Here is a 20870-nt window from a genome sequence, read left to right as displayed (position 1 = left end):
ACCAATGTATCAGTTTACCAATTTGAGATTGTTATATTGATAAACTGATACATTGTTACATTTGAAACTATGCAGATTAAAGACATCATAAAAAAAGTAAAGCAAATCGAAATTCGTACTCGTAAGAAGACGGAAGCTTCTTTGATGGGGCAATATCACAGTGCTTTTAAAGGTCAGGGTATGACGTTTTCTGAAGTTCGCCCTTACCAATTTGGTGATGAAATCCGAAGGATTGACTGGAATAAAACTGCACGTTTCCGCGAACCTTTCGTGAAAGTAATGGAGGAGGAGCGCGAATTGACTATGATGATTCTGGTTGATATTTCCGCTTCAATGGACTACGGAACAAAAACCCAACTGAAAAGAGAATATGTCGCAGAAATTGCCGCAAGCTTAGGGTTTTCAGCAGCCGGAAATAATGATAAGGTGGGTTTGATTTTGTTTGCAGATAAAGTTTACAAGGTGATTCCACCACAAAAAGGAAGAAAGCATATTTTGTCAATTATCAGTAATATTCTGACGGCAGATTATATTCCTACGGTTTCTAAAATCGATAAATCTTTAGAATACATGATGGGGATTTTCAAAAGAAAATCGTTGGTGTTTTTACTTTCAGATTTTGGCGATGCTTATGATTCTAAAATGTTACGAGTCGCTTCAAAAAAACATCAGCTTTTGGGAATGAGAATTTTTGATGAGAAAGATAACGAAATTCCTGATGTTGGATATACTCTTTTCAGCGATGTAGAAACCGGAAAACAAGTTTGGGTCAATACTTCAAACGCACGATGGAGATATACATTTGCGGAAGCTCAAAAACAAAAAATTAGAGCTTTGGAGGAAGATTTTGCCAACAGTTCGGCAAGCTTTATGAATATCAGTACGGGCGATGATTACTCAAAATTGTTGTATCATTACTTTCAGAAGAAATAAATTTAAATTAAAAATAAATTAGGCATTAGCCGAAATTGACTATTTAAAATTGAAAAAATTAATATTACTCTTATCATTTTTCATCTGTGCAAATGCTTTTTCGCAGATACTTTCCTCGAATCTTGAGAAGAAAACCTTGGCTCTCGGTGAAGTCAACCGCTTTACAGTGAAAATTGATAATCTGAACAACCGGGAAGTAAAAGCTGCACCAAAAGACAAGTTGCTCCCTTTTCATTTTGAAGAAATTAAAGACAGTATAGGGATTCAACCCAATTCTTATCAGAGAAATATTGAATTTTCAGTTTTTGAAGAAGGAAAATATACCATTCCTGAGCTTGAATTTAAAGTAGGAGAAAGAGTTTTAAAAACAATTCCTTACGAAGTTGAAGTAATCAACACTGCTCAAAAAGGCGATCCGATCAACGATATTATGAATAATAAAGATGTCAAGCTGGAAGTTACAGATTATTGGCAGCTTTATAAATGGTATATTTTGGGTGCTTTGGCTTTGATTGCTTTAATAATTGCCATTTTTATGATTGTAAAATACGGCAGAAAATCTAAAGATTCTCCTGTGGTGGCAACCAATCAGACTTTGAAAGAATTAGACTCATTAAAAAGAAAAAATATATCGAAGACGGAAATTACCGTTCGTTTTATGTGGAGTTAATCGATATTTCAAGGAAATTTTTGGCCAAACAATACAGAATTCCTGCAGATGTTTTGTTGACTGACGATTTGGTTCAGCTGATGAAAGAAAACAATACTATTTCGCAGGACAATGAAAAGATCATCGAAGATGTTTTCTTCAGAGGCGATTTGGTGAAATTTGCCAAAACGTTCCCTGATCAGCAGATGATGGAAAAAGATTTTAACGAAATTAAAGACTTTGTGAAGAGATCATCAAAGGATATAGAATTTCAAAACCTGAGAAAAGATGTTTAATTTCGAGTTTTACAGTCCGTGGTTTTTATTTCTTTTCCTTTTGTTTATCCCTTTGTTAGTTAGAGATATCAGCAGAAAAAAACTGAAAGGAATCAAAGTTCCTACCGTTCAGAATATGAACGCAAGCAGTGGAATTTTACCTGTTTTATTTTTGCTTAAAATTTCAAAGTATATCATTCTATCATGTCTTTTCATTGCAATGGCGAGACCGAGAACGTTTACAATCTCTCAGGACAGAGACGATACCAAAGGGGTAGATATTATGTTTGCGGTAGACGTTTCACTGAGTATGTTGTCTAAAGATCTTTCACCAGACCGATTGACAGCATTGAAAGAAATTGCCATTCAGTTTGTTGAAAAGCGCCCGAATGACCGAATTGGAGTGGTGACGTATGCTTCTGAAGCTTTTACCAAAGTTCCCGTGACTTCTGATCATCAGGTGGTGATCGACGAACTGAAAAACCTGAACACTGCTGAGCTTTACCCCGGAACAGCCATTGGTGAAGGACTTTCTGTTGCGGTAAACCACCTTCGTACAAGCAAAGCAAAGAGTAAAATAATTATTCTGATGACGGATGGGGTGAATAATGTCCAAAATGCCATTGCGCCACAAATCGCTGCAGAACTGGCGAGAAGTAATGATATTAAAGTGTATTCAATTGGTGTAGGAACCAATGGTGTTGCTTTGATGCCGACTGAAGTTGATATTTTTGGAGACTTGGTTTTTACCGAAACTCAGGTTCAGATTGACGAACCTGTTTTGAGAGAAATCGCTGAGGCAACCGGCGGGAAATATTTCCGTGCTACGTCAAACAGCAGTTTGGAGGAGGTTTACAGCGAAATTAATCAGCTTGAAAAGACTGATGTGAAAGTTTCAAAACTTTACAATTATCAGGAATATTTTACAATTTTCCTTTGGGCTGCTTTGGGAATGCTGTTTTTTGACGCATTATTGAGATGGGTATTATATAAATTTTTAAGCTGATGGAATTGTATTTAGGAAATTATTGGTACTTATTATTGCTGTTGCTTTTACCGGTCTTAGCTTTTTTCTGATCAGATATTTAAAATGGAAAAACAAGAGAAGAGAAGTTTTTGCAGACAGCCGTTTTCATGAAGCTTTATTCGAAAAAAAATCTGGTTTTATCAAAATATTTCCCGTTTTATACTTTTTGGCAACTTTGTTTTTGATTTTTTCAATCATCGATTTGCTGAGTGGTTCTGAAGAGGTGACGACCAACCAAAAATTCAATAACGTCGTTTTTATGCTCGATGTTTCCAATTCGATGAATGCGGAAGATATTTCACCCAGTCGTTTGACAGAAGGTAAAAATCTGATGATTCAGACAATGAAGAAACTGAAAAATGATAAAGTGGGAGTGATTATTTTTGCGGGTCAGGCAACTTCTATTATGCCACTCACCACAGATTATAATTCTGCGGAAACTTACATTAGCGGTGTTGAAACAAACTCAATTAAAATTCAGGGAACAGACTTTTTAAAAGCGATGCAAACTGCGGTTGATAAGTTTATAAATATCAGTAAAGGCTCAAGAAAAGTCATTCTTCTGAGTGATGGTGAAGATAATGAAGGAAACGACAATGCTGCGATAAAATTAGCCAACAAAGAAGGGATTGTTGTGACTTCCGTAGGAATTGGTTCAGATGAAGGCGCACCTGTTCCGGAATACGAGTTTGGTCAGTTGATGGATATAAAAGCGATATGAACGGACAAACCGTTATTTCTAAAAGACAAACCGAAGCGCTCCACAAAATGGCAGAATCTACCGGTGGAACTTATATTGACGGTAATAATATCGACGAAGCTCCCGATAAAATCGTTGAAGCTTTAAATAAAAAAGCATCTTCTACGGCAACTTTGGTGAAATCTCAAAATGCTGTACATTACTACCAATATTTTCTAGCGGTTTCTATTTTCTTCTTTCTGATTATTTTTCTATTTAATCCTAAAAGAGATTTTAATGTTTGATTTGCTTTTGTTAAAATCTTAACCTAGTGAATACTTTAACCCAATTTTAACAATTAAAAGACTGTTTCTTAACATATAAAGGAATAATTTTGCAAGGGATGAATACTAAAATTTTATTTTTATCGTTTATGATTGTTTTCTGTTGCTCAGGCGCATTGTTTGGGCAGAAAAGCTATAAGACTTTGGTCTATGAGGGCAATCAGAAATTCAACGGTAAAGATTATGATGGTGCGTCGTCAAGATACATGGAAGCGGTGAAGTCGAACGAAAAAGATTTTACGGCACATTACAATTTGGGTAATGCTTTATATAAAAGCAAAAAGTATGAAGAGGCGAAAGGAGAGTTTGAAAAGGCACAGCGTCTTTCCCAAACAATTCCAGATAAAGCGGCAGCTTTGCATAACTTGGGAAATACGTATATGCAAATGAATAAGCCTGAGAAGGCAGCTGATTTTTATAAACAATCGCTAAAACAAGATCCTTACAATGAAGCAACGAGAAAGAATTTTGAAATTGCCAAATTAAAGGAAAAAGAAAATCAGCAGAAGAAAAATAAAGATGACAAATCCGGCAAAGGCGGCGGAGGCGAAGATCAGCAAAAAGATAAAGATCAAAAAGGCGATTCTAAAGATAAAGGCGAAGGTCAGAAAAATGAGGGTAACAGCCCAGAAGGAAATCAGCCCGATTCTAATAAAAATAATCAGGGCAAAATGCCTAAAGATCTTCAAAACGCAATACTAGATAAAGTAGGCGAAAAAGAAAAAGAAACTGCCAAAAGGATTTTAAATAAGAATTCTTATTCGTTGCCTCAAAGCAATGAGAAAGATTGGTGATGAAACAAAAATTGATTTACATATTGTTGACTTTTGTCTCCGTAATTGCTTACGGACAGGTAGAACTCAATATGAAACCAGACAAAACCGACTACAACGGTAAAGATATTGTAAATCTAACGATCACTTTAGAACTGAACGGTGATAATTTAGTTCAGCAAAGTCAACTTAGGTTACCAGATTTATCTAAATTTAATATCATTGGAAACGGGTCGTTTAACCAGATGGTTAGAGATCCGGAATCTAATGTTGCTGTTGAACAATATGTTACCAGAATTGCCTTAGAACCCAAGCAGAGAGGGAAAATAAGAATTGGTTCTGTGCTGGTGACTATCAATAACAAAATCTATAAAACTGAGCCTTTCGATATTTTCATTCGTGATATTGAAAAAAAGCCAATTGCAAAAAATACGGATAATGACGTCTATCTCAATATGGAAATTGAAGATAGAGAAGTGTATCAGAACCAGCCAACAGTTGCTGTTTTGAGGGTGTATTCTAAAAATATAGACAACCTTCGAAAAGTAAGACACATCAATCTTCCGGAGCAGGAAGATATCAATGTACATTCTATTAATTTTCATAAATCAGACATCGATCCATCGGGATATAGCAACATGCCTTCGCAGGTTTTAGCAATGTTTATTGTATTTCCAAATGAGTCGGGTTATGTTGACGTGCCGTCTGTTTCGGCTTCAGTAAATTCTTATTCTAGCAAAAATAAAATTGTTTCTAATAAGGTAAAACTTAATGTTAAAAAGCTTCCTGAAGGTTCACCGGAATGTTTTAAAGATGCTGTAGGAAATTTCAAAGTGGATGTTTACCACGAATCTAAAGAAAAAATTGAGGCAAAAAAACCTGTTAATGTCATTCTGAAAGTTTCAGGAGAAGGGAACTTGGCCGATATGCAGTTGCCTAAAATTGAAAGCTCTGCCGATTATGAAGTTTTTGCCCCGAAAATCACTTCTAAAGTAGTTGCGGGAATTGAGGGAATGAAAGGATATATTTTAGCCAATTACGTTTTAATTCCAAATAAATCTGGTCAGCTTAATATTAAAACTGAAGAATTTGCTTTCTTTAATCCTTCAGAAAAAGAATATGTAAATCTAGGGAAGGAAACCTTAAATCTTACTGCCTTTTCGCACGATGAGGTTTTAGAAGCCCGCACAACAGTTGAAAAAGTAAACGAATATACCAATACATTGTTGGAAACCGTCAATAGTCCGGTATTAAAGACGACGACTTTCAAAGTAAAAGAAAAAAGCCGATTTAATTGGAGCATTCTTTTGATTAATGCAGGAATTCTTTTAGGCTTATTTATTGCGTATTTGTTGTTTAAAAATTGGCAAAAAAAGCGTATTGTAATTAAAGAGAAAATAGCTTCTAAAAAACCTCTTGGTTCTGTTGCAGAAACTGAAAGAGAAATCAGAGAAAGCCTGAAAACTGATGTCGGTGATTATTTTACATACTTGGAAAATCTTAAAGATAGTCAGAGTTTTGATGAATTTTTTAAGACGGTTGATGAGTTGGACTCTGAAGTTAGAAACCAATACTTCCAAAGTTCTAAAGATGATTTCAGACAGTTTTTAGAAAATTATAAAGGAAGTGCAGTGGCAGAAGAATACCGAAATCTTTCTCAGAGAATTCAGATTGAAAAATATACGCCAGTAAAATCTCAGGAGGGAATTTCTGAACTTTTGAAAGATATTATCAATTTGTATTCTCAGATTAGTAAATAATCATTTTTTATTCATAATTTTGCGAAATTAATAATTATTGAATAATGGAGATTTTTGACGATTTTTCTATCAAAGAAACGGTAACTTGTTTTATGGTGCTTTTTGCGGTGATTGACATCATCGGATCTATTCCAATTATCGTTAGCTTAAAGCAAAAATTCGGACAAATTGAAGCGAGAAGAGCGTCAATCACTGCTGGATTAATCATGATTGTGTTTCTTTTTGTAGGAAATAAGCTTTTGAAATTTATTGGTGTAGATGTGAACTCATTTGCGATTGCAGGCGCAGTTGTAATTTTTGTGATTGCTTTAGAAATGATTCTAGGTATCGAAATCAATAAAACCACAGAAGCAAAGGCTGCATCTATTGTTCCGATTGCGTTTCCTTTGGTTGCAGGTGCTGGAACTCTTACAACAACATTGTCATTACGTGCCGAATTTCATGATATCAATATCATTCTTGGGATTATTCTCAACACAATTTTCGTATATTTGGTGCTGAAATCTGCTCCTTGGCTAGAGAAGAGAATGGGAGAGGCGACTTTGTCGATTCTACAGAAAGTTTTCGGGATTATCCTTTTGGCAATTTCAATCAAATTATTTACAGCAAATTTTGCTCAACTAATACAAGCAAACATTAATTTTTAATTATCATGCAGAAGTTTTATAAAGTATTTTTGATCGTGTTTATCATTATTATCGCAATCAACATTTATGCAATAGATTGGCATTCAGAAATTTCATCCGAGGACAATATGAAATATGTAATTTCAATTATTTGTGGTGTAGTCGGACTTTTCGTACTCTTCATTATGAATACTTGGAGTAAAATCGGAGTAAAGAAATAGTCATTTCTGATATAAAATATAATCCTCTTTCAGTTTTTGAGAGAGGATTTTTTTGTTTTAAGATAATTGATTTGAAAGTGTTCTAAACTAATGCGTGTGATTCAGTAAAGTCATCCGCATAACTTTAGAAGTTTATCCGCATGAATTGAGTAAGTCATCCGGTTAATTTGAAAAAGAAAGGTTTTTCAAAACGGCTTCAGATTTCAATTCCGTTTCTCTCCATTCTTTTTCAGGATTGCTTTGAGCCGTAATTCCACCGCCCACGAATAGATGTACAGAATCGCTGTATAATTTAGCACAACGTAAGTTGACAAAATACTGAATGAAATCATCTGTTTCAATTCTGATAAATCCGGCATACAATTCTCTCGGAAACTTTTCAAATTCCTGAATTTTATCTTTGCAAAAATCTTTTGGAATTCCGCAGACTGCCGGCGTCGGATGAAGTTCTTCAATGATTAAATCAAGATCTTCGGGATTTATTTTTAGTTTAAAATCAGTCTTTAAATGTTTAATATTTCCTGAAATGTGATCATAGGTTTCAGATTCCTGAATTTCAGATTCTGTATTGAATTTTTCTAAAACATTTCTGATATATGACGATACGGGTTTTTGTTCTTCAATTTCTTTAACTGTCCAGCTTTCAGACACGGGAATCGTACCCGCTAAGCCCATCGTTTCAAACTCGTGGGTAGATTTATTGAATTTTCCTAAAACCTCCGAAAAAGCACCCATCCAGGCTTTGCTGTTTTTAATAAAAATATATCGAAAAGCGTTTGGATAAACTTTACATATGTTATTAAAACTTTCCTCTAGATTGATTTCATTAAAGTCTTTGAAAATTTTCCTTCGTGAAAGCACAAGCTTCGGAAGTTGATTTTCTTTGATAACATTAATAATTTGTTGAAGTTTTCCTAAATATTCATCGTGCGTTTCCGCCGAAAATTCGGTTTCGTCTTTAGCTAATGATTGATTAGAGAATCTTTCTGAAATAGTGTTGACTTCAATACAATTTCCTTTAAAATGAACACTTTCAGCTTGGTCAAAAGACTTGAAAATGACTGTTTTTTTATCTGAATTTTCGTCTGTAGAATAGAGCTTTTCGTCAAAAGGAAATTTGAAGTAAATCATTAAACTTTAAATATTACTTATTAATAATATTATTCGTCATTGTCGTATGATTGATCAGTTGGCCTTTTTCGTCACGTATTTCAATTTCAGAAACATGCATGGTCTTTCCTTTTCTGATGAATCTTGCAACTGCGGTTACAATTCCGTCTTTTTTGCTTCTTAAATGATTGGAATTGATATTGGTTCCCACGCCGAAATATTTACTTCCGTCTATGAAAATATTAGAAAGACTTGAACCCATCGTTTCAGCTAATACACAACTTGCACCGCCGTGCATAATCCCGAAAGGCTGATGGATTTTAGGTAAAACAGGCATCGTTGCCGTAAGCGTCTCGTTTTCAAGATCGATGTCAATAAATTGTATATCAAGGGTTTTAGCAAAAGTTTCCTCGCCCCAGTTGTTGATGAATTCTAAAATTTCTTCTTTTGTTTTGCCTTCTGTATACATGTGTTATATGAGTAATTGGTAATGAGTAATTTTGTTTTTAGCTCTTCGCTTCTGCATCGTTTCCGATAATGTTCGGATTCCAATTGGCTGGTATTTTCGGTCCTATGTCGTTTTTGATATAGTAATTTTGAATTTCTTCCATCACTTCAAGGAAAGATGCAGTTTCTAATCTTTCATAGGGGATAGTGTAACCTAAATAAACAATATTTCTTTTAAAATCTCCTGCCGCTAAAACAATAGGAACTTTTGCTGCCAAAGCCATGTGATAAAAACCTTTTCTCCATTTCGGAACCCAACTTCTGGTGCCTTCGGGAGTGATTACTAAGCTGAAATCGTCTTTTTTAAATTCATTTGCAACAAAATTGATCAAATCATTTTTTTGGCTTCTGTCGATACCGATACCACCTAAACCACGTACAAGCGAACCATACCAGGCTTTTGTGTGCGCATCTTTGATAATGATTTTCAATGGCTTTTCTAAGGTCCAGTAAGCAAGATTTCCCAATATGTATTCCATGTTGTGGGTGTGGGGTGCCACCACCAGAATACAACGGTTCAGGCTATTTACATCACCCTGAAGAACGACTTTCCAACCCAATATTTTTAATATCAATTTGCCTAATAGCTTTTTCATGAATTTAAATTTAAAACAAAAAAGTATAACCAATAATGGTTATACTCTACAAATATATTGAAATATTATGGCTCTTAAAATAATCCGCTGATTAAATCTGCGATTTTTACTGCAATTTCTAAAACTAATTGTACCATGATTTGATGTTTTTGTATTGGTTAATTTTTTTTACGAATATAAGACTATTTTAGCATATAAACCACTTATTAATGAAAATTTTTGCTATTTATTTGAGAGTAGAAGGGTGTGGGTTTCAAACGGTTGCTATTCATCCACACCTTCCGCCACTCTCTCAAGTTTAATTATTTGGTTTTGATAGAAACTTCTTTTTTTCCATCTTTTATTTTGATATCAACGTCTTTCATTTTATCAATGTTCATCTTCATCGTATCCATAATCTTTTTGGCTTCATCTTTTTGATATTTCTTGCCATTGATGATGACGCTGTCTCTATCGTTATCGTTGTATTCTATGGTAGAACCGTTGATAGAGATTTTGTTTTTCTCAATTGAAATATTGCCATTTTCATCGTCGTTATTGTCTTCTTCATCATTGTCATTGATACCATTTCCGTCTGTATCTCCGTCAAAATTGATTCCGTCTTTCTTCAAAGGAATTACAATTGAGTTTTGTGGAATTACCAATTCGTAATCAATGCTGTAATCTCTGAAACGGTGATCGTAAGGATATTTAATATAATTAGGAAGAATCACTTTGTTACCAACAATCTCCACTGGAACACTTGCATTAAGCGGAATATTGTATCCTTTCGCCTCCTTTTTAATAATTAAATAAGGGGTTTTGATATCTGCTTTTCTTGTAACGTCCACATGAATCCAGTCTTTCTCATAAACAGATATTTTATCAGAAAAAAGATCATCGTCGTATGCAGTGAAGTTCTGAGGGATTGTTACACTTTTCATGTCCACATAAATGGTGTCAGATAATGTATTGATGGCTACCTCTTCAGTGTCTTCTTTTTGTCCTTTTAAGAACATTTCTTTTTTTGCCATGCTCACTCCAAAATAAGTACCTAATGCAATAACTGCCAGAAAAAGAACTCCTATTACCCAACCAATGTTTCTCAGTTTAGTTTTTGGTGAGAAAATCTTGATGCTTAGCAAACTGAATAATATTGCAGGAATCAATGATGCTATAATGATTAGTGCAGTAAATACAGTGTACAATCCATCATCATCAAAAAGGAATTTCATTTCATTAGCTCCTGGAAAATTTGAATCTATTCCGAAAAGTCCGAATAACACAAATACTCCAATGATGCTTCCAAATGCAAAAAAGACAAATAATGCACCTATTAAATATTTTAGAATATTCCAAACACCGCTTCCGGCATTATTGATATGAGGTTTATTTTCAATGTAAATTTCTCCGGCTCTGGTAGTAGTTTCATTCGCAAACTGTACAATTTTGCTAGATTCTTCTTTCAGGTTGTCAAAATTCAAAGGCTTTCCCTTCATTTTCAAAAAATCTGATGCGGTCTCTGCTTGCGGTAAAACAGCCCAAAGAATGAAATATAAAATAATCACTAGGAAAGATGATCCCGGTGCTACCCAAAGAAAGATAAATGCACCCACCCAGATTAATCTCATCCAAGTAATATCCATTCCTGAATAAGCGGCTAAACCTGCGCAAACTCCGGCAATCTTTTGTCTTTCAGGATCACGGAATAACTGTCTTTTATCAGTCTGTGTAGTTCCTGAGAAGTTATTTCTATTTGAGTTTGTATTTTTCTCAGAATAATAAGCTTCTTCCTGTTCTTCAATTTTTTCAGGAGAACCGATTTGGGCAATTACCTTTTCTACATCAGCATCGTTGATTACTTCACGTTTTCCTAAAGTATCTCTGAAGATTTCTACCATTCTGATTTCTATGTCGTGCATTACCTCGTCTGCTTCAGAAGCCTCTAGTGAGCTTCTAAGAGCGTTAAGATAATCGCTGAGCTTTATGTATGCGTGTTCTTCTATTGTGAAAGAAAAACCTGCGAGTCCTATTGAGAGTGTCTTGTTCATAGCTTTGTTTTTTTAAATTTTTTGAGTGATTTGGTTCACAGAATCTGTCAATTCTTTCCAGGTATTTTGCAGCTCGGCTAAAAAAGTTTCCCCTTTCTCTGTGATCTGATAATATTTTCTTGGCGGGCCTCCTGTAGATTCTTCCCATCTGTAAGAAAGAAATTCACCGTTTTTCAATCTTGTTAAAAGAGGGTAGAGGGTTCCTTCCACAACATCCAGTTTTCCTTTTTTCAGTTCATCTATTAAATCAGAAACATACATTTCGCGATTGTTGATAAGACTCAAAATACAGAATTCCAGAATCCCTTTTCGCATTTGCGCTTTGGTATTTTCAGTATTCATCTTTAATAAGTTTTTGTTATTGAGTTATATAAAATCGGTTTTCAGTTCCTAGCTAGTTAAACCTTCTCCGATTCTACATTACAAAGATATGTAATTAAAATGGTAATATGCAATACAAAGTAGTGGAATTATTTTTAAATATAATTTAAAGTGTTGATTTTTAGTTATATAAATTTTAAACTGATTTTGTATTCTGAATTATTTATACTTAAAAAAGATATTTTAAAACCTAATTTTTCTATTTTTGCAATATATTATGTTAAATTGATACTTGGAAAAACAACTAAAAACAATGAAGTACAAATTTTTCTACCTGTTAAGTCTATTTGGAACTTTATGTTGGGCTCAGAATCATTTTGAATTAAATGTAATCTCTAAAAATTATCATGTGAGCATTGATATAGCCACATGTAATGAAAAAGAATGTTTTGGGAAATCATCCGTTAATTTGACAGATAAGAAAACATCAGAGAAATTTCCAGCCTTGATTTCAGATAATTTTACTTTTACGATTGAAACAGATTCATTAAATTTAAACAAAGCTAAATTTGACGAAGAATCGCAATCTTTAATTTTTGAAGATTTTAATTTTGATGGTTTTGAAGATTTAGCTTTGATTAATAAATTTTCAGATAATTCTGAGAAATCCATTTATGATATTTATACCTTTGATTCCATTCAAAAACAGTTTTTAATGAATGAAGGAATGACGACTGTGGTAAAAGATAATTCAGCAATGTTTACCGTAGATTCTGAAAGAAAAAGACTAATCATGTATTTGAAATCAGGATGTTGCTTATATATTACCAAAGAATATAACGTCATTCCGGAAAGAGATCCTTTAAAAGTATACGAATTTGAAGAAGACACCAGAGATCGGGAAACTGTAATCACAAAGAAAAGTGAGTTTATAGATTACAAATGGTTTACAAAGACGACAAAATATCCCAGAGAAGTTTATTATAAAGAAAATAATGATGAAAATACAGAAAGAAATTGATTTTATCGTCGCTATAGACGCTTTAAAAAACGTACAGAGAAGAAACTACAACGCAGACGATTCCAGAAGAGAAAATACAGCTGAACATTCCTGGCAGATTATCATTCTAGCTCAAATTCTATTTCCTTATGCTAAAAACAGAGCAGATATAGATTTGTTGAGAGTGATCAGAATGTTGTCAATTCACGATTTGGTAGAAATTGAAGCGGGAGATACTTTCCTTTTTGATGAAGCTGCAATGGTTGGGAAATTTGAAAGAGAAAAACTTTCTGCTAAAAATATTTTTGGAATTTTAGATGAACCCATTCGTTCAGAATTTTTCAATCTTTGGCTGGAATTTGAAGAAGAACAAACTCCTGATGCGATTTTTGCTTGTGCTATTGATAGAATCATGCCTTTTATTCTCAACTCCCACACTTCCGGAAAAAGCTGGACAGAAGCTTCGGTAACCGAGAAACAAGTTAGAAATATGCTCGAAAATGCTATCAGCAGAGCATCCGATGAAATGGGAGAGGCTTTTCAGTTTTTGATGATTAAAAATCTTGAAACGGAGAAGGTTTTAAGATGATTTTTAAAATAAATACTCTTATTAGATTATTCAAATTTTCATTTTAAGTTTGTCATTCCGTAGGAATCTAAATTCACTATATAGAGATGCTTCCAGTATGACAAAATAGATTTAAATATAAGAAGAAAATAGTTTCGGCGGGCCAAAGGCCTGCCGAAACCGGTCTGAATTTATAGTATTTGAATTGGTTTCTTAAATTCATCAATGGCCACAAAAGTAAAATCACCTACAATTGCCTTTTCCCTTTCGTAAGAATACATTTGCTCTGTATAGATTTCGACATTCACTTTCATACTTGTTTTCCCGACATAAATTACTTTCCCGATTAGTTCAACAATCGTTCCGGCAGGAATTGGTTTTTTAAAGTCAATTTTATCGCTGCTTACGGTTACCACTCTTTTTCTTGCAAAACGGGTAGCGGTAATAAAGGCAACTTCATCCATCAGCTGCATTGCAGTGCCTCCGAAAAGGGTGTCGTAATGATTGGTAGTGTTGGGGAAAACCGCTTTAAAAATTCGGGTCTCGGAAGCTTCAATTCTTTCTTCTGTAGTCATATTTCATTATTAAATTAAAGCGAAAATGAAATATATTGAAACAAACAGATAGTTCAGGAACAAGAAATTCCTGAGATAAACCATAAGATCAACAAACTTCAAATCGCGAAAGTTTTTTGTCTAAAGAAATAGGCAGGTCTCCTGACTTGTAACATCTTTATTTCCTTCCCATGCCTTTTACACAGTGGATTTTAATAAAGACTTCTGTTACTTTACAGTTGCGCGACAGTTCGTGATTTTCACACGATTCCCTTTTCATCTGCGGTTAGGCAGAACCAATTTCCTGAAAATTATAAGCATGAGGTATTAGCCAAAAGCTCAATTCTTTTCGGATGCAAAAATAATGATAAATAGATGAATTATTCAGGATTTTTAAAAATAATCTGGCTGATTACTTTTCCCTCTTTGATTGTCCAAAGCGTCGTGTATCTATTCGCTCCAGAACCGTTGATCATATAAAGAAAAATATGGTCGTTATCGATAGAAGTTACACCGATGTTCTCAAAATCCATGGTTGGCTGGAACATATTTTTAATGGATTCACGTACAAACACAGAACCTCTTCCGGGTTGCTGCACTCTGATCGATTTTATTTCGGTCACCCCTTCAGGCAATTCTTTATCAATACCCCAAGGTTTTACTTTGTCGATGGTTACAATGCTTCCTTCCGCATCTTTTACCTGTTTACGGAAACCTGCATTAGAAGGATAAATGTCAATTACCACTTTACTTCTTTGTGCTGTAGGAATTTTAGGGTTGCTATTGTCGGTGAAAATCAATGATTTTCCGTTCTTAGATTTTGATGGCGTGTATTGTGGAAGCTGATCAATGAAGGCAATACGGTTCTTATTGACCATTCCTTCTTTGGTTAGGCTGTCATATCTTACAAAAGGTTTTTCTATTTCTGCTTTTTCAGGATATTTTATCCAGATCCATTCTGTTTCGCCAGGAGCAGGCTTTACATAAACAAAAACATCACCTCTTTTCATTCTGATTTTATCTACGATTTTACGATAATCTTCTTTGTGTACACGCACCATCGCATAGCCTTCCTCGGCTTTTACAACGCCAAAAGGAACTTTGCTTTGTGCAAAAATCAACGAAAAAGAAAATATACTGAATACCGATAGGTAGATTGTTTTGTTTATAAACGTCATTATAAAGAGTATTTATAGCCAAAGATATAAATTAAATATTTTTTGGAAGGTAATTAAACCTTTTCAATTCTGTTAAATCTTTAATAGGCTTTAAATAAGAGTCAGATAACAAATATACCTCGTCCGAAATGTCTAAAACATCTTGGTATAAATGATCAGAAATAATAAAACCTTTGAACTGCGACTGTTCTTTAATCAAATATTTTACTATTGAAACAATTTTTGGCGAAAGACTATGGAATGGCTCGTCAAGTAAAATAAATTCCGCTGATGAATAAATAATAAGTAAAACTTCTAAAAGTCTGACCTCGCCACAAGATAATTTATTAGGAGTTATAGTAGTGAGAGGTTTGATTAGATTCAAATCTCTAAGTTTTTTTGCATTTTCATGATTGCAGAAGATTTTAATTAAGTTTTCAACTTTTACATTTTTTGGTAAAAATGGATACTGTGGTAAATAAGCAATTCTGTTTTTCCTGTCAAACTGATTTTTCAGTATAGTATCATTAAATTTGATATATTGAGTATCGCCTTTCAATGTTCCGAAAATAATCTGAAATAAAGTTGATTTTCCACATCCGTTTCTGCCTAGAATACTTACGATTTTACCTGTTTCACAAGACAAATAAACATCTTGTAAAATTTTCTTTTCACTAAATGATTTTGTAATGCTGTCGATGTGAAGACTGTTCATAAAAATGCGGTTAATGTTTTAATGAAGAATCCGAAAGACAAGGTGAATGTCCATAGAAAGGCTTTTGAGAATCCAAAATTTGCATAAAAGCAATATTCATTTTTAAGTCTTAATTCATAGATGAAAAAATGCATCATTGGGAAAATTAATAAAAAGTATAATCCAAAACTTTTATAGCTCATCCCTGTTGCAAAATTAAGTATCAATGAGAACAAAACTGTCGGAATGAGCAATTTTTTATAAAAGATCCATAGAATTTTAATGAATGTCTGCATTATATGAAAAAGCAATTATAAATTTTTCGAATGTAGTTTTAATTGTTAAATAATGAAAAAAGCAAAACTATGGATAGTTTTGCTTTTTTGCTATATATAACTGTTTGGTGTAAATGTTCTTAGTTTTTTTTCTCCAATGTGTTCCATTTTTAGGAGGGTCTGTTACATCATCAATTGGCTTTATTGAATCAGATTCTTTCCAATGGGTTCCGTTTTTTGGAGGATCATAAGGGTCTGGAGATATTAATATTGAATCAAGTTTAGAATACGTTGCATTCTCTTGAGGATCTTTGAGAGTGATTCCAGTGAGCGAAGAATCACTGATCTTTGAAGAGGTTTGGTTTTCTACGGAATCAACTTTAACTTTTAGATTATTATCATTTTTTGTTTTTACCATTTCATCATCTTGACGACAAGACACAACAGAAATACTTATAATCGCAAAAGCTATGAAAAGATATTTTTTTATCATGATGCAAGATTTAAAATGACTGACCTATTTTTTACAAAGATAGATATGTAAAGTACTTATTACAAGTTAATCTAAGGTTAATTTATAAATATGGCTGTAAAAATTTATAAATATTTACTTTTAATTATTTGTAAAACAATATTTTATGGTTTTTTTGAAAGTTAGATTTTATTTACTTTTCAGCATTGTGGTTATGAATGAATTTGCTTATTTTTGGCTATGATTTTTAATTATACATATCCAATGATAAAGAGAATGCTGGCGCTTTGCTTTTGTTTTTTCGCGTCATTTTTATTTTCGCAGGATATCTATTCCGAATTGCGAAAAAAATATTGGGGATATGAAGAGAACGATGGTCGTGCTTTTGTCTATTTAAATCAATACATTAAAAAAGCTAAATCTGAAAAAAATTATCCTGAATTATTTCAAGGATACAAAGATGCTATATTGTTTTCTAAAGAACAAAAAATACAATACTCAGATAGTGCAATTTCTGCAGCAAAAAAGTCTGGTAACAATGATTTGATAGGGGATTCCTATCTTGGTAAGGGTGCTATTTACTATTTCAATCACAGGAAATTTCAGTCTGCTTTAAATGAATATTTGACGGCTTATGAATATTTAAAAGATTCGAAAAATGATTTTTTAAAGTATCAAAATCTATATCATATTGGCGTTGTAAAAAGTTATTTAGGCTACTATGACGAGGCTTTGCAGATTTTTAAAGAGTGTATTGCTTACTTTGAGACCAATGCTAAAGGCGATTTTCATGAAAATCTTATTTATAATAATAAAAAAGGATATCTCAATTCGCTTCATCAGGCAATTATTTGCTATCAGGCTTTAGGGAAATTTGACGAGGTGCAAAAGCTGCTTGAACTCGCTGAAGAATCTACTCCTAAAACTAAAGACTTCAGCCTTGAAAACAGCTACTTTAAGAAAAGTTTAGGTGTATTAAATTTTTCAAAAAAAAATTATAAAGAAGCTATCTTAGAGTTTAATCAATCGCTTCCTGGGCTTCTGAAAGTGAATGATTTCACTTGGGCATCTTATGTTTACTTTTATAAAGGAAAGAGTTATACAAATCTCGGTGACAAACAACTAGGTGTTGAAAATTATAAAAAGGTTGATTCTATATTTAATAAACATCAATTCATACTTCCTGAATTACGAAGTAATTACGAAGAGCTTATTAATTACTATAAAAAGCAAAATAATTCTGAAAATGAATTGTATTACACTAATCAGCTTCTGAAAGTAGACAGTATTATATCTTCAGACTTCAAATATCTCTCCACTCGTATTTATAAAGATTACGATACGAAACAATTATTAGAGGTAAAAGAAAATCTAGAAAAGACAAACACTTTAGGAATTGGTTTATTGGTTATTTGCGGTATTGTTATCATATTGCTGGGTTTTATGATGTTTTACAGAAATAGAAAACAAAAACAAATACAGCAAAAGTATGAAGAGTTATTAGTGAAAATAGAGGATGAAAAATTGTCTGATTCTGTTGCTGTCAATGAACCGTTAAAATTCGATGAAAGTAAAAATGTAAAACTCGATCAGAATATTGTAGAGAAATTGTTGAAAGATATCAGCGCTTTTGAAGCTAACGAAGGCTTCCTTGAACGTGGATTGACGCTGAAAAAATTAGCCGAGCACTTCAAAACCAATACTTCTTATCTTTCACAAGTTATTAATGAATATAAAGGAAGTAATTTCAGTGTTTACATTAATGTTCTTAGAATCAATTATGCTACGCAAAAAATTTATCATGAGAAAGAGTGGAGAAAATACTCAATCGAGCATGTTGCCTCAGCTTCTGGATTCAGTAATAGACAAAGTTTTTCTAATATTTTCCTTGAAATAAATGGAATACGACCTGTTGATTTCATCAAAAAAGAGTCAAGGAGTTAGAAGTTGGTGAATAAAGAGTAAAAGTTTTAACGAATATAAAAGTAGATGCCCAGATTGTGAAATCTGGGCATACTACTAATAGAAACTAAGTGATGAAACAATATATTTTATTGTGATAATGATGAATGTTCAATTTTGATAAGAAAATCTTAGATTACTCTGTATCATGTCTGTCAATTATTATAATGCTAAAGTATAAAGTTTTACAATCTATTGCAAGGTGATGCTGGGCACATTTATAAATATTTACGTAGTAATTTATAAATCAATACGAATGTTGTGTGTTGTAAATTGTTATTATTCAAATATTTACAATAGGGTGAGAATGAATTTGTAAAATTCATATTTTTATTTTGAAATTGCCTCGATTTTGTTAGATTTTTATAAAATTTACTTTTAAAATCCTCAATTCCCCAGATGCTTTAACTTTTATTAAGCAGTGTTCCGTCCTCTGTTCTTACAAATTTCCTTAACTTTAGTAAAAATAAATTTATGCAGATAGATACTCGTACACTGAATATTGATGATTATGATGAATTGGTTTCGGCAATGCGTCGGGCTTATCCGAAAATGTCCGAATACGTTTGGTCTAAAAAAAGCATTTTAAAACTTACCAAAATTTTTGAAGCCGGCCAGATTTGTATTACTGTTGACGAGAAAATTGCTGCAGTTGCGCTTTCTATCGTTGTCAACTATGAAGAATTCGATGATGAGCATACTTATAGTGACATTACAGGGAACTATACTTTTAATACCCATTCTTCAACCGGAAATGTGTTGTACGGAATTGAAATTTTCGTAGATCCGGTTTATCGTGAATTGAGATTGGGAAGAAGGCTTTATGATGCCCGTAAAGAACTATGTGAACAATTAAATTTAAAATCAATTATTCTGGGTGGAAGAATTCCTGATTATCATAAATACAGTCACGAGATTTCCCCAAGAGAATACATCAGAAGAGTGAGAGATAAAGAAATCTACGATCCTGTGCTTTCTTTTCAGCTTTCCAATAATTTTTTACCAATCAGGGTTCTGAAAAAATATCTTCCGGAGGACGAGGCTTCCAGAGAAAATGCTGTTTTGCTTCAATGGAATAATATTTATTACAGCAAAAAGCCAAATACAATGCAGGATAGTACTATTCGATTGGGTTTGGTGCAGTGGCAGATGAGGCATTTCAAAGATATCAATGCGTTTTATGAGCAGGTAGAGTTTTTTGTAAATGTGATGGGAGATTACAAGTCTGATTTTGTGCTTTTTCCGGAGTTGTTTAACACGCCTTTGCTTGCGCCCTTCAATAATCTTTCGGAACGTGATAGTATGATTGAGTTGGCAAAAATTACGGATCAGATTAAAACTAAAATTTCTGAATTGGCGATCAGCTACAATGTCAATATTATTTCAGGAAGTATGCCTGTTTTTGAAAACAATGATTTATATAATGTAAGTTACCTTTTGCATCGTGACGGGCGGATTGACGAATATAGAAAAATTCACATTACGCCAAATGAGAGGAAATATTACGGAATGAAAGGTGGGAGCGAAATCAAAGTTTTCGATACTGATTGTGGAAAAATTGGTTTAGTGATTTGCTACGATGTTGAATTTCCGGAATTACCAAGACTATTAGCCGATCAGGGAATGAAAATTCTATTTGTTCCTTATCTTACCGACACTCAGAATGCTTACATGAGAGTGCGTCATTGTGCTGCGGCAAGGGCTATTGAAAACGAATGCTATGTAGCCATTGCAGGCTGTGTCGGGAATTTGCCGGGTGTTAACAATATGGATATTCAGTTTGGTCAGGCTGCGGTATTTACACCTTCAGATTTTGCTTTTCCATCGAATGCGGTGAAAGGTGAGGCGACACCAAATACAGAGATGACGTTGATTGTGGATGTAGATTTAAATCTGTTAAAAGATCTTCATTATCACGGTTCTGTTCAGATTCTGAACGACAGGCGAAAAGACTTGTATGAAACTTATCTTATTAAAGACAAAAATCCAATAATATAGATTATATAAATTAATCCCCATTTTAAATAGAAATGGGGATTTGTTTTAGTTAAAAATTATTCTGCCGTCAACCGGCTGCTGTATGGCAATAAAGATGCTTTCATTATGTCTTTTAATAGGTATTTGAATGACTGTGTAAGTTCCATCTTCATTTTTCTGTTCAACAATCAGATTGCTTCCTTCACCTATTTCTGATTTTAAGTATTCCAACTGGTAAGTGCCGTCTTCGGTTTTTATAAAATCTTCTTTTGTAAAATCTTTGTGTGCCATGATAATGGTTTTAGTATTTATCTAAGTTACGAATAAATTCATGGTTTAAATATTTCATCAAACAAAAAT

Annotated in this window: 20 protein-coding genes, 2 pseudogenes and 1 riboswitch; of the genes and pseudogenes, 12 read left to right on the top strand and 10 right to left on the bottom strand. The window is 33.3% G+C overall.

Annotation, left to right across the window (positions count from 1 at the left end; all coding sequences use genetic code 11):
• Nucleotides 1-69: 69 nt before the first annotated feature.
• From EAG08_RS04990 to EAG08_RS04955, 8 genes and pseudogenes are all read left to right on the top strand, one after another.
• A complete protein-coding gene (locus EAG08_RS04990; protein WP_129534502.1) occupies nt 70-933 on the top strand; it encodes a DUF58 domain-containing protein in 864 nt (287 codons plus the stop codon).
• Between the two features lie 49 nt (nt 934-982).
• A pseudogene (locus EAG08_RS04985) lies at nt 983-1878 on the top strand (BatD family protein).
• The gene (locus tag EAG08_RS04980) at nt 1871-2863 is read left to right on the top strand and encodes a VWA domain-containing protein (protein ID WP_129534501.1); all 993 of its coding nucleotides are present in this window, start codon (nt 1871-1873) and stop codon (nt 2861-2863) included. Before EAG08_RS04985 ends, EAG08_RS04980 begins: the two are co-directional and overlap by 8 nt.
• Nucleotides 2863-3868 (top strand): annotated as a pseudogene (locus EAG08_RS04975) (vWA domain-containing protein). The gene EAG08_RS04980 and the pseudogene EAG08_RS04975 overlap by 1 nt, the downstream one beginning before the upstream one ends.
• Before the next feature lie 98 nt (nt 3869-3966).
• Complete coding sequence (locus tag EAG08_RS04970) at nt 3967-4701, top strand: tetratricopeptide repeat protein (protein WP_129534500.1); 735 nt, start codon at nt 3967-3969, stop codon at nt 4699-4701.
• Nucleotides 4702-4712: 11 nt separating this feature from the next.
• Nucleotides 4713-6440 carry a BatD family protein gene (locus EAG08_RS04965; protein ID WP_228446775.1) on the top strand — a complete coding sequence of 576 codons (1728 nt, stop codon included), beginning with the start codon at nt 4713-4715 and terminating at the stop codon, nt 6438-6440.
• A 44-nt stretch (nt 6441-6484) separates the two neighbouring features.
• A complete protein-coding gene (locus EAG08_RS04960; protein ID WP_129534498.1) occupies nt 6485-7087 on the top strand; it encodes a MarC family protein in 603 nt (200 codons plus the stop codon).
• Between the two features lie 5 nt (nt 7088-7092).
• Nucleotides 7093-7287, top strand: coding sequence for a hypothetical protein (locus EAG08_RS04955; RefSeq protein WP_129534497.1), 195 nt, complete (start codon nt 7093-7095; stop codon nt 7285-7287).
• 162 nt (nt 7288-7449) lie between these two features.
• Here the strand turns inward: EAG08_RS04955 and EAG08_RS04950 are convergent, their stop codons facing one another.
• The 5 genes from EAG08_RS04950 to EAG08_RS04930 all read right to left on the bottom strand — a co-directional run bounded on the left by EAG08_RS04950 (nt 7450) and on the right by EAG08_RS04930 (nt 11872).
• Complete coding sequence (locus tag EAG08_RS04950; RefSeq protein WP_129534496.1) at nt 7450-8418, bottom strand: chorismate-binding protein; 969 nt, start codon at nt 8416-8418, stop codon at nt 7450-7452.
• Between the two features lie 13 nt (nt 8419-8431).
• On the bottom strand, nt 8432-8866 hold the full coding sequence (locus EAG08_RS04945; RefSeq protein ID WP_129534495.1) for a PaaI family thioesterase: 435 nt from the start codon (nt 8864-8866) through the stop codon (nt 8432-8434).
• A gap of 37 nt (nt 8867-8903) precedes the next feature.
• Nucleotides 8904-9500, bottom strand: coding sequence for a 1-acyl-sn-glycerol-3-phosphate acyltransferase (locus EAG08_RS04940; protein WP_129534494.1), 597 nt, complete (start codon nt 9498-9500; stop codon nt 8904-8906).
• 302 nt (nt 9501-9802) lie between these two features.
• Nucleotides 9803-11530, bottom strand: a complete 1728-nt coding sequence (locus EAG08_RS04935; protein WP_129534493.1) for a PspC domain-containing protein — start codon at nt 11528-11530, stop codon at nt 9803-9805.
• A 12-nt stretch (nt 11531-11542) separates the two neighbouring features.
• Nucleotides 11543-11872 (bottom strand): PadR family transcriptional regulator, encoded by a 330-nt coding sequence (locus tag EAG08_RS04930; RefSeq protein ID WP_129534492.1) that lies wholly within the window; start codon nt 11870-11872, stop codon nt 11543-11545.
• Between the two features lie 292 nt (nt 11873-12164).
• On the opposite strand from EAG08_RS04930, the gene EAG08_RS04925 reads away from it, so the two are divergent.
• Nucleotides 12165-12872 carry an XAC2610-related protein gene (locus EAG08_RS04925; protein WP_129534491.1) on the top strand — a complete coding sequence of 236 codons (708 nt, stop codon included), beginning with the start codon at nt 12165-12167 and terminating at the stop codon, nt 12870-12872.
• Nucleotides 12850-13440, top strand: coding sequence for an HD domain-containing protein (locus EAG08_RS04920; protein ID WP_129537216.1), 591 nt, complete (start codon nt 12850-12852; stop codon nt 13438-13440). Before EAG08_RS04925 ends, EAG08_RS04920 begins: the two co-directional genes overlap by 23 nt.
• 170 nt (nt 13441-13610) lie before the next feature.
• Here EAG08_RS04920 and EAG08_RS04915 read toward each other — a convergent pair whose 3' ends face one another.
• The 4 genes from EAG08_RS04915 to EAG08_RS04900 all read right to left on the bottom strand — a co-directional run bounded on the left by EAG08_RS04915 (nt 13611) and on the right by EAG08_RS04900 (nt 16592).
• The gene (locus tag EAG08_RS04915; protein WP_129534490.1) at nt 13611-13994 is read right to left on the bottom strand and encodes an acyl-CoA thioesterase; all 384 of its coding nucleotides are present in this window, start codon (nt 13992-13994) and stop codon (nt 13611-13613) included.
• 113 nt (nt 13995-14107) lie between these two features.
• Nucleotides 14108-14289, bottom strand: a riboswitch (cobalamin riboswitch).
• Nucleotides 14290-14353: 64 nt separating this feature from the next.
• Nucleotides 14354-15151: a hypothetical protein gene (locus EAG08_RS04910; protein WP_228446774.1), complete on the bottom strand. Its 798-nt coding sequence runs from the start codon at nt 15149-15151 to the stop codon at nt 14354-14356.
• Between the two features lie 31 nt (nt 15152-15182).
• Nucleotides 15183-15845, bottom strand: coding sequence for an ATP-binding cassette domain-containing protein (locus EAG08_RS04905; protein ID WP_129534488.1), 663 nt, complete (start codon nt 15843-15845; stop codon nt 15183-15185).
• 342 nt (nt 15846-16187) lie between these two features.
• Nucleotides 16188-16592, bottom strand: a complete 405-nt coding sequence (locus EAG08_RS04900) for a hypothetical protein (protein ID WP_129534487.1) — start codon at nt 16590-16592, stop codon at nt 16188-16190.
• A gap of 243 nt (nt 16593-16835) precedes the next feature.
• On the opposite strand from EAG08_RS04900, the gene EAG08_RS04895 reads away from it, so the two are divergent.
• Nucleotides 16836-18515 (top strand): helix-turn-helix domain-containing protein, encoded by a 1680-nt coding sequence (locus EAG08_RS04895; RefSeq protein WP_164998527.1) that lies wholly within the window; start codon nt 16836-16838, stop codon nt 18513-18515.
• Nucleotides 18516-19007: 492 nt separating this feature from the next.
• On the top strand, nt 19008-20531 hold the full coding sequence (locus tag EAG08_RS04890) for a carbon-nitrogen hydrolase family protein (protein WP_129534485.1): 1524 nt from the start codon (nt 19008-19010) through the stop codon (nt 20529-20531).
• A gap of 45 nt (nt 20532-20576) precedes the next feature.
• On the opposite strand, the gene EAG08_RS04885 is transcribed toward EAG08_RS04890, so the two are convergent.
• Nucleotides 20577-20801: a glutathione synthase gene (locus EAG08_RS04885; RefSeq protein ID WP_129534484.1), complete on the bottom strand. Its 225-nt coding sequence runs from the start codon at nt 20799-20801 to the stop codon at nt 20577-20579.
• Nucleotides 20802-20870: the final 69 nt, after the last annotated feature.

The organism is Chryseobacterium sp. 3008163 (assembly GCF_003669035.1).
In the GTDB taxonomy this organism is placed as follows: domain Bacteria; phylum Bacteroidota; class Bacteroidia; order Flavobacteriales; family Weeksellaceae; genus Chryseobacterium.
This window is presented reverse-complemented; position numbering and strand designations above follow the sequence as displayed.